This window comes from Kribbella albertanoniae (assembly GCF_004348455.1).
GTDB lineage: Bacteria > Actinomycetota > Actinomycetes > Propionibacteriales > Kribbellaceae > Kribbella > Kribbella albertanoniae.
Genome location: NZ_SMKA01000325.1, coordinates 1 through 9896 on the forward strand (window position 1 = coordinate 1; position 9896 = coordinate 9896).

Annotated in this window: 10 protein-coding genes; 8 read left to right on the forward strand and 2 right to left on the reverse strand. The window is 67.2% G+C overall.

Features of this window, described 5'->3' with window-relative positions; translation table 11 throughout:
- The coding region (locus E1261_RS39720; protein WP_132414917.1) for a DUF222 domain-containing protein at nucleotides 1-595 on the reverse strand (595 nt) is incomplete at its 3' end.
- Nucleotides 596-1037: 442 nt separating this feature from the next.
- On the opposite strand from E1261_RS39720, the gene E1261_RS39725 reads away from it, so the two are divergent.
- The 8 genes from E1261_RS39725 to melA all read left to right on the forward strand — a co-directional run bounded on the left by E1261_RS39725 (nucleotide 1038) and on the right by melA (nucleotide 9028).
- Nucleotides 1038-1727: an AraC family transcriptional regulator gene (locus E1261_RS39725; protein ID WP_165952808.1), complete on the forward strand. Its 690-nt coding sequence runs from the start codon at nucleotides 1038-1040 to the stop codon at nucleotides 1725-1727.
- A gap of 786 nt (nucleotides 1728-2513) precedes the next feature.
- The gene (locus E1261_RS46160; RefSeq protein ID WP_202875417.1) at nucleotides 2514-2738 is read left to right on the forward strand and encodes a hypothetical protein; all 225 of its coding nucleotides are present in this window, start codon (nucleotides 2514-2516) and stop codon (nucleotides 2736-2738) included.
- Between the two features lie 192 nt (nucleotides 2739-2930).
- A complete protein-coding gene (locus E1261_RS39735; RefSeq protein WP_132414919.1) occupies nucleotides 2931-3752 on the forward strand; it encodes an endo alpha-1,4 polygalactosaminidase in 822 nt (273 codons plus the stop codon).
- A 36-nt stretch (nucleotides 3753-3788) separates the two neighbouring features.
- Nucleotides 3789-5081: an ABC transporter substrate-binding protein gene (locus tag E1261_RS39740; RefSeq protein WP_132414920.1), complete on the forward strand. Its 1293-nt coding sequence runs from the start codon at nucleotides 3789-3791 to the stop codon at nucleotides 5079-5081.
- Nucleotides 5081-5998, forward strand: coding sequence for a carbohydrate ABC transporter permease (locus E1261_RS39745; RefSeq protein WP_132414921.1), 918 nt, complete (start codon nucleotides 5081-5083; stop codon nucleotides 5996-5998). Before E1261_RS39740 ends, E1261_RS39745 begins: the two co-directional genes overlap by 1 nt.
- Entirely contained in the window at nucleotides 5995-6807 is an 813-nt protein-coding gene (locus E1261_RS39750; protein WP_132414922.1) for a carbohydrate ABC transporter permease, read from the forward strand. The genes E1261_RS39745 and E1261_RS39750 overlap by 4 nt, the downstream gene beginning before the upstream one ends.
- Before the next feature lie 2 nt (nucleotides 6808-6809).
- Nucleotides 6810-7736, forward strand: coding sequence for a carbohydrate kinase family protein (locus E1261_RS39755; protein WP_202875418.1), 927 nt, complete (start codon nucleotides 6810-6812; stop codon nucleotides 7734-7736).
- Nucleotides 7733-9028, forward strand: a complete 1296-nt coding sequence (melA, locus tag E1261_RS39760) for an alpha-glucosidase/alpha-galactosidase (RefSeq protein ID WP_132414923.1) — start codon at nucleotides 7733-7735, stop codon at nucleotides 9026-9028. Before E1261_RS39755 ends, melA begins: the two co-directional genes overlap by 4 nt.
- Here the strand turns inward: melA and E1261_RS39765 are convergent.
- On the reverse strand, nucleotides 8992-9896 hold a 905-nt coding region (locus E1261_RS39765; RefSeq protein ID WP_132414924.1), incomplete at its 5' end, for an NAD(P)H-dependent flavin oxidoreductase. The two genes, melA and E1261_RS39765, sit on opposite strands and share 37 nt — an antisense overlap.

Genomic DNA, 9896 nt, shown 5'->3' on the forward strand with positions numbered 1-9896 from the left:
CGGAGATCCGGACACCGTGTTCGTCGGGGATCAGATTGAGCCGTTCGCGGGCGTAGGCCTTCTGCTCGTCGGGCTCGGGACCGTCCTGGTCGAGGAGGTCGCGGGCGCGCTGGGCGGCTTTGCGCAGCTCGGCCGGCGACATGTTGCGGCCGAGTTTGACCAGCTCTTCCTCTGCGACGCGGAGAGCCTCGACCGGGACCGTGGCGGGGACCTTTTCGAGCATGGACACGATCACGCCCATCTGCTCAGGGCGCAGCAGGACTTCGGGCGGGAGGGTGTCGTCGGTGCCGTCCGGGACCGGCACCGCAACGGCCGGGTCGGGCAACGCGTCGGCGACGGCCGCGTATTTGGGCAGTGCGAGGGCGAGCCGGACCGTGGCGTGGGCCTTACGCGGGTCCATGCGATACCGGAACGCCAGCAGCTCGGCAGTGTTGCGGGCGCCGAGCTCTTCGGCGTGCCCGGTCTCGTCGACGCGCGCGACATAGGGCAGGCGGGCGGTTTCCAGGCGGGCGATCTCGGCGTCGATCGAATCGATGGACGACAGCGCTTCGCTGCCGTTCATCGACCACGCCGGTCGCTCGCCCAGGAGTTCCATACCGTTAACTCTAGACAGGGCCACCGACAGTTTTCAAAGCCAGAACCCCTTATTTTCAAGGGAAATACTTATCCACAGGTTATGGGTTGGCGTGTTGGCCGGAACGGAAAGGAGGTATGGATCGGCGTAGTGTTCAATGGTTGTTGCCTAGGGCATCTATGAGCTGGTTTGGCACGGCCGCAGCATTCGGATGCGGCCGGCAAGGGCAGCGTCCGGACCTCGCGGCGGCGGGAAGATAGGGAGGTGGCGAGCAGATCGGGGAGGAGGTTGTGCCTCGGCGGCCCGACTCTGCTGCCCGCAGTGGCCACACCAAACGCAACGAGCCATCGACAGGCGAGCTGCCTGTCCACAGCAACCGAAGCCTGTCCGCCACGGGCGACGATCACCCGTACGCGGCGCATCCCAGACTTGGATTGTCGGTGGGGCGTTGCAGACTGGGGTTGTGACCGTCGAACGCCCTGCGCTCCTGCTCGGAGCGACCGTGTGGACCCGCACCGCGCCGGGTGGGGACTACCTGATCCTGCCTGACGGGTGCATGGATCTGCTGTTGATGGACGACGATCTGGTGGTGGCCGGGCCGGACTCGCGGGCCTGGACCGGTACGGCGAGACCGGGCACCCGGTACGCCGGGCTCCGGTTCGCACCGGGTGACGCGCCGACGTTCCTCGGCGTACCGGCGAATGCGCTCCTGAACGAGCGGGTCCCGTTGAGCGAGCTGTGGTCGCGCAGCCGCAGCCGCAAACTGGCCGACCGAGTCCGCAGCGCAGCAGACCCAGCATCTGAGCTGGACCTCGCCGTAGCGGAGCTGATGGGGACACCAGCCGACCCGTTCGCTCGGCAGGTGTTCCAGCACGTCCGTGCCGACACGCTGCGCGTGGGACGCGGGGTGCTGGGTCTCGCACGCAAGCTCGACATCTCCGAGCGACAACTGCACCGGCGGTGCCTGAGCGCCTTCGGCTACGGCGCGAAGATGCTCGACCGCGTGCTACGGATGAACGCGGCCCTGGACCGAGCCCGCACCGGCCAGGGCCTGGCGGAGGTCGCCGCGATCAGCGGCTACGCCGATCAAGCCCACCTCACCCGAGACGTGAAAGCACTAACAGGCCTCCCTCCAAGCACACTGCTGCGATGAGCCAACCGCACGCGACAACGCTCCGGCACAACCCGCTGAACGCGGTGACGGAGACAGTGGAACGGCTCACCTATGCCGACGGTCGTACGGCGATCCGCAAGCGGCTGCGACGGCCGGTCGAGGTGAGCGGGGACCCGTGGGCAGCTTCGCAAGATCCTCGGCACTGGAACTACTGGCGCCGGGAGCTCGAGGTCTACCGCGACGAGGAGTTGCGGGGCCAGCTCGCGGCCGCAGGGCTGGTGCTGCCGGAAGCGGAGGTTGTGGAGGACGACGGTGGGGCCGTGCTGATGCTGGAGGATGTGGCCGGCTTGGCGGGGACGGAGTTCGGACTGGCGGAACACGCGGCGTTCGCACGGGCCTGCGGGCGGTGGCAGGCGCAACCCATCGGAGAGAAGGAATGGACGTCGCGGGGGTTTCTCAGGGGGTACTCGACAACGCGTGCAGTGCCGTGGGAGCTGGTGGACGACGATGACGCGTGGCGGCAGCCGCTGATCGCGGAGACCTGGCCGGCCGGGCTGCGGAAGGCGTGGCGAGAGTTGTTGGCGAACCGCGAGAAGCTGCTGAAGCTGGTGGAGAGTTCGCCGCGGACGCGCTGCCACCTCGACCTGTGGGTGTCCAACGTGATCCGGCGCCCGACCGGCGAGTTCGCCTTGCTCGACTGGGCCTTCACCGGGGACGGCGCGCTCGGCGAGGACATCGGGAACCACATTCCGGATGCTGTCTTCGATCTGTTCTGGCTGGCTGAACGCCAGGCGGAGCTCGCCGATACCTGCGTCACCGGCTACCTTGCCGGACTCGACGAAGCGGGCTGGCGGCGGCGACAGCGACGCCGTACGGCGGGCTGTGCTGGCATCCGGCGTCAAGTACGCCTGGCTGCTCCCCCACCTGCTCGGCCGTGCCGGGCTCGAGAGTCACCAGGCGTACCACCAGGAGGCGGACAGCCGGCATCTCTACGAGCAGCGTGGCCTGGCGCTCGCATTTGTGGCCAAAGGGTGCGCGCAAGCGATGTAAACCACCAGTTCTGCGCAGTCGTTTGCAGGTTAGTGCTTGACGGGAGGCCGGGGGTGGCGCTTAATCTTGCGGCAGTGACGCACCCAGCCGGTAGCGGATCGGTGATCCGGAGTCCGGTTTTCAGGCGCCAGGGCGGCCAGGACTGTGGCCGGCCCGAGGCGGGGTCGCGTTCTCGGGACCGATGGAGCAATCGTGTCCAAGCCTCGTTCAGTCATCCGCCGCGTGCTCCTGGCCAGTTTGGCCTCCGCCCTCGCGGCCACTGCCGTCTACTCAGCCCTCGACCTTGGCTCGGAAGCTGAGGCAGCTGCGACGCTGCCGCCGACCCATGCGAAGTTCGACTACCAGATTGGTGGCGCTTACACGCCGCCGTCAGGTGTTCAGGTTGTTACGCGCGACCGGACTGCCGCTCCGGCGGCCGGGCTCTACAACATCTGTTACGTCAATGCGTTCCAGGTTCAGCCGGGTGAGCAGGGCTCGTGGGCTTCCGATCTGCTGCTGCGGGATGCTCAGGGCAACCTGGTGATCGACGAGGACTGGGGCGAGCCGCTGCTCGACCTGCGGACGGCTGACAAGCGCACCCGGGTCGCCGCCAAGGTGAACGGGTGGATCGACCAGTGTGCGTCCAAGGGTTACAAGGCGATCGAGCCGGACAACTACGACAGCTACGAGCGCTCGAAGAACCTGCTCACCAAGGCGCAGGCCAAGGCCTACCTGACGTTGCTGGCCACGCATGCGCACAGCAAGAACCTCGCCATCGCTCAGAAGAACACGGTGGAGCTGGCCGCTGACCGGCAGTCGGTGGGCCTGGACTTCGCGGTGGCCGAGGAGTGCGGTCAGTACGACGAGTGCGGCGACTACGTCGACCACTTCGGCAACAACGTGATCGTGATCGAGTACACGGACGCAGGCCGGCAGAAGGCCTGCAGCGGATTCGGCAGCACGCTGACGATCGTTCAGCGCGATGTGGACGTCTCGACGCCGGGGTCCGCCGGCTACGTCCGCAAGACCTGCTGACGCCACCACATTTCACCCCCGTCTCTGGAGACCGCTATGTCTCAGCATGCCCCTGTCCTGTCCCGCCGCGGCGTCCTGCGCGTTGCCGCGGCGGTCACCGCCACCGGTGCGCTTGCCGCCTGTGGGAAGAACGACGAGAAGGCCACCGGCGGTGTCGTCGAGGTCGAGCTCTGGCACGGCCAGGTCGACACCGGCAAGGCCGCGATCGATGCCCTGATCAACGAGTTCAACCGGACCCATCCGGGGATCCGGGTGAACGGCGGTGGCGGCGGGGTGACGGCGGACAGCATGCTGCAGAAGGTCACCGCCGGTCTGGCGGCGGGGTCCTATCCGGATATCGCCTACATCTTCGGATCGGACCTCGCCAGCCTGACGCGGAGCCCGAAGATCGCCGACCTGTCCGGCGCTTTGCACCTCGACGACTACTGGCCGGCCGCGCGGGACTCGGTCACGGTGAAGGGCAAGATCCGTGCCGCACCCGCGCTCCTCGACTCACTCTGCCTTGTCTACAACAAGAAACTCTTCGCTGCGGCCGGCCTGCCCGCGCCCAAGCCTGGCTGGACCTGGGACGACTTCATCGCCACCGCGAAGGCGCTCACCAACCCGGCGAAGGGCGTCTTCGGCACCGGCTGGCCGGGCGTCGGTGACGAGGACACGGTCTGGCGACTGTGGCCGATGATCTGGGACCTCGGCGGCGATGTCGCCTCCCCGGACGGAAAGAAGGTCGCCTTCGATCAGGTCGGCGCCCAAGCTCTCGGCACGCTCGAACGCCTGCGCACCGACAAGTCCCTGTACGTCGACCCGAAGCCGGGGAGCGAGCAGCTCTACCAGGTGTTCCTGGGTGGCCGGATGGGCATGGTCGCGACCGGCCCCTGGCAGCTCCCCGACATCGCCGACAAGGGACTCGAGTACGGCGTCGTCCCGCTCCCGTCGTACTCGGGGAAGCCGGTGACGATCTCGGGGCCGGACACCTGGACGGTCTTCGACAACAGCAAGGCCAAGGTGAAGGCGGCGACCGAGTTCGTGAACTGGCTGATCCAGCCGCAACAGGACATCAAATGGGATGTCGAGGGCGGCAGCCTGCCGCTCAGCAAGGCGACTGCGGCTACCCCGGCGTGGACAAAGCATGCGACCGCGACGAACGGGCTGAAGGTGTTCGTGGACGCGCTGGACTCGGCCCGGGTCCGCCCGACCATCACGGGGTACCCGAAGATCTCGCAGTTCCTCGGCGAGGCGATCGTGTCGGTACTCCTCGGCAAGAAGAGCCCCGAGGACGCGATCAAACAGGCCGTCGACCAGTCGAACGCCGTACTGGCAGTGCCTAACTGATGGCGAGCGTCGTCGGCACGTTCACTCTCGATCCGCGCACCAAGCCCAAGCGCCGGATCAGCAGTGACAGCGCGACCGGGTGGGCGTTCGTCGGTCCGTCGGTGTTGCTCATCCTCGGACTCAGCGTCGTACCGGTGGTCTGGTCGTTGCTGCTCTCGTTCCAGGTCAATGATCTGGTGTCACCGAGTGAGTGGGTCGGGCTGGCCAACTACAAGGCGCTCGTGCAGGACCCGGCGTTCGGTGCGGCGGTCCAGCACACGCTGCTCTACACCGTGCTCTACGTGCCGCTGAGCGTAGTCGGCGGTCTCGCGATCGCGATCGCTCTCGACCGGAAGATCAAGTTCATCGGGCTCTACCGGACGCTCGTCTTCGTACCGTTCGTGGTCTCCGCGGCCGCGCAGGGTGTGCTCTTCTCGTTCGTGCTCGACCCGGAGTTCGGTGTCGCTAACTCGTTGCTGCACAAGCTCGGGCTGCCCGCGCAGGGGTTCTTCAGTGATCCCGGTCAGGCGCTTCCGCTGCTGGTCGTGATCTCGTTGTGGAGCGGCACCGGCTTCTGCGTGATCGTCTACTTGGCCGGCCTGCAAGGCGTTTCGGCCGAGCTGGTCGAGGCGGCGCGGATCGACGGGGCGGGACGATTCGCCGTACTGCGGCATGTCGTCGTACCGGCGTTGTCACCGGTCACGGTGTTTCTGCTGCTCTTCCAGACCATCAACGCGTTGCAGCTGTTCGACCTGGTGTTCGTGACCACGAAGGGCGGGCCGCTCGGGTCGACGACGGTGATCGTGTACTTCATCTGGGAGAAGGCGTTCAAGAGCTTCACCGCCGGCTACAGCGCGGCCGCGGCGTACGCGCTGGCCGTTGCCCTGCTGGTGATCGGGATCGCTCTGCAGATCTCGCGGCGACGGGCCGCCCGATGAAGCGACCTAGCGCCTGGCATCTCGTGCTCGCTCCGCTGGCGTTGTTGTTCGCCTTGCCGTTGGTGTGGCTGCTGCTCAGCTCGGTGATGAGCAACGCGGAGATCAACCGGTTTCCACCTGCGCTGATCCCCTCGCGGATCGATCTGGGCGGCTACCGGTATGTGCTCGGCAACGCGCTCTTCCCGCGCTGGTTGGTGAACTCGATGATCGTCTCGGCGGTCGCCGTGACGGCGAACCTGGTGCTCGGCTCGCTCGGCGGGTACGCGTTCGCGCGGATCCGGTTCGCCGGGTCGAAGGTTGCGCTCGGGATGATGCTGGCCACGATGGTGATCCCGTTCCAGCTGACGATGATCCCGACGTTCCTGGTGATGAAGCAGCTCGGTCTGATCGACACCCTGGGCGCACTGATCGTGCCGTCGCTGGTGACGCCGCTGGCGGTGTTCCTGTTCCGGCAGTTCTTCGTCAGCTTGCCACGGGAGCTTGAGGAGGCGGCGGTGATCGACGGCTGCGGGCGTCTCCGGATCCTGGTGTCGATCGTGCTGCCGCTGGCTCGGCCGGCGCTGAGCACGGTCGCCGTACTGACGTTTCTGGCTACCTGGAACGACCTGACCTGGCCGTTGATCGCGATCAACACCGACACCAACTACACCCTCCAGCTCGGGCTGACCACCTTCCAAGGCCAGCACCACACCCAGTGGGCGGCGGTGATGGCGGGCAACGTCATCACGGTGCTGCCGGTCCTGCTCGGTTTCCTGCTGGCGCAGAAGGCGTTCATCCGTTCGCTGGCTTCAACCGGAATCAAAGGCTGAATATGACATATGACCTGTTAGTGATCGGCGACGCGAACCCCGACGTGGTTGTCGGGCCGGTCGACCAGCCGATCGTCTTCGGCCAACGCGAACGTCTCGTTCCGTACGGCGCGCTGCTGCTCGGCGGGTCGGCCGCGATCATGGCGTGTGGCGCGGCCCGGCTCGGCCTGCGGGTTGCCTTCGTCGGCCGGGTCGGCGCCGACGCGGCCGGTGACTTCGTCCGTACGGCGCTCGCCGAGCGCGGGGTGGACGTGTCGGCCATGATCGTGGACCCTTCGTTGCCAACGGCCCTCACCACGGTCCTGACGTCGGGCGACGACCGCGCGATGATCACCTCCCCCGGATGTCTGCCGGCCACCACGGCGAACGACGTACCGACCGCTTTGCTGCGATCGGTGCGGCATGTGCATGCGTCGTCGTTCTATCTGATGCCTGAGCTGGCGGCGGGACTCGCCGGGTTGTTCAAGGAAGCCAAGGCGGCGAAGGCGACGACCTCGCTGGACACGAACGACGATCCGTCCGGGCGGTGGGACCGGATGGTCCTCGACCCGGTGTTGCGGGTCACCGACTACTTCCTGCCGAATGCGGCCGAGGCACGTCTGCTCACCGGGCATCCCTCGACCAGGGATGCGGCCGGGATCCTGGCTCGGCGCGGTCCGCTGGCGGTCGTGAAGGACGGCGCGGACGGCGCTCTGGCGCACGATGGGACGAAGGTGCTGAAGGCTCCGGCGTTGCAGGTCTCGTACGTCGATGCCGTTGGGGCCGGGGACAGCTTCGATGCGGGTTTCGTTACTGCCCGGTTGAAGGGGTTCGGGCGTGAGCGGGCGCTGGCGATCGCGGCTGCGTGCGGGTCGCTGTCGACTCGTGCTGCTGGGGGCACGGCTGCCCAGGCCGACTGGGATCTGGCGCTGGGGAGCGTGTCCTCATGACCAAGATTGTGTTCGTTGGCGCAGGCAGTGTGGTGTTCACGCAGGGGCTGCTGGCAGATCTGTTCGCCTTGGACCTCGGGCCGGTGCACATCGCCTTGCACGACATCGATCCGGAGCGGCTCGACACGGCGGCCGGGGCGGCGTCGTACATCGCTGCTGAGCGTGGAGTGACGCCGCGGATCACCGCGCATCTGGAACGGCGGGCCGCTTTGGACGGCGCGGACTTCGTGATCAACATCGTCCAGGTCGGGATGAACGCGGCGACCCGGATCGACTTCGAGATCCCGGCCCGGTACGGCGTTCGGCAGACGATCGGGGACACTCTCGGGGTCGGCGGGGTGTTCCGGGCATTGCGGACGTTCCCCGTACTGCGTGGGCTCGCTGCTGATATCGCCGAGGTCTGCCCGGAGGCGTGGCTGCTCAATTACACGAACCCGATGGCGATGAACGTCTGGTATCTCCACGCGCTCGGGCTGCAGAAGGTGGTCGGCCTGTGCCACTCGGTCTACTGGACGATGCATGATCTGTCCGCGCTGATCGGCGTACCGCTGGATGAGGTCAACTACCTCGCGGCCGGGGTGAACCATCAGGCGTGGGTGCTGCGGTTCGAGCGGGACGGCGTGAATCTGTACGACCGGCTGGACGAGGTCATCGAGGCGGATCCGGAGCTGCGGCGGCGGGTGCGGGTGGACATGTACCGGCGGCTCGGGTTCTATCCGACCGAGACGAGTGAGCATTCGTCGGAGTACGTGCCGTGGTATCTGCAGCACTCGTCGGAAGTCGAGCGGCTGCGGTTGCCGGTCGGGGCTTATCTCGGGATCGTCGCGGAGAACTTGGCGTCGTACGAGCGGACGCGGGATGCGCTGAAGGCTGGGGAGCCGGTGCCGGTCGAGGGGACGATGGAGTACGCGCCGCAGGTCATCCACAGCATGGTCACGGGGACGCCGCGGACGATCTACGGGAATGTGCCGAACACTGGTTTGATCAGCAACCTGCCGAGCGGTTCGGTGGTCGAGGTTCCTTGCCTGGTTGACAGTCTGGGGGTGCAGCCGACTGCGGTCGGGGCGCTGCCTGCTCAGCTGGCCGGTCTGAACAAGGGGTATCTGAACGTCGCCGAGCTCGTGGTGCGCGCCGCGATCGAAGAGGACCCGCGGTCGATCCGGCAGGCGGTGATGGCCGACCCGGCAACGGCGGCGGCCCTACCTGTTGAGCAGATCTGGGCGTTGTGCGACGAGCTGGTCGATGCCCACCGCAACTACTTGGCACCGCCGTTGAGAGCGGCCCTCAGGTAGTCCCGGTAGCCCGCGAAGCCGTCGAGAACCTCGGCGGCCGTGGGCCTTCCGGTGATCGCGCCGACGCCCTGACCCGCGTAGATCGAGGCGCGGGTGACGTCCTTTGCTTTCGTTCCCTCGACGTAGTGGGTGTGGCCGGTGTCATCGGTCTTGAGCTCGTCCTCGCGGCCTTCCCACTGGTCGAAGTAGGCGTTCCGCAGGGCTCGGCCACCGAACTCGTCGGGCCAGCCTGCGCGCGACGCTGCGTCGAAGACCGTGCCGTAGACGGTGTCGGTCTCGTCCGCCTCGATCACGCGCTGCGCGACTGGATCGCTGGTCAACCCCTCGACGCAGGTGAGGAACGCCGTACCGATCCAACCGCCTGCTGCACCAGCAGCTAGTACGGCGGCCAGGCCGCGCGCACCGGAGATCCCGCCACCGGCGAGCACCGGGAGGTCGGTCAGGTCGAGGATCGCCTGGAGGAGCGGTAGCGTGCCGACGGCATTACGTCCATGCCCGCCAGCCTCGGCACCACGGGCGACGATGACATCCACACCTGCGTCGATCGCCTCACGTGCGTCGGCGACCGTGCCGGCCTGGGTTGCCACGACAATGCCTTCCTTTTGGAGCGGGCCGACGTACTGGCTGTAGTCGCCGAAGCTGAGTGAGACGAGCGCCGGCTTCAACTCCAGCACAGCCTCCAGATGCTCAGGCCGTTCCTGCACCGACCACGCCATCAGCCCAACCCCATACGGCCTGCCACCGGCCGCCGCGATCGCCCCCTCGGTCCGGATCCAGTCCGCGGTGACGGCCGACCCCGCGCCCAGCATCCCCAGTCCACCCGCAGCCGAGATCGCCGCGGTGAGCCTGCCCCCACTCACATTAGCCA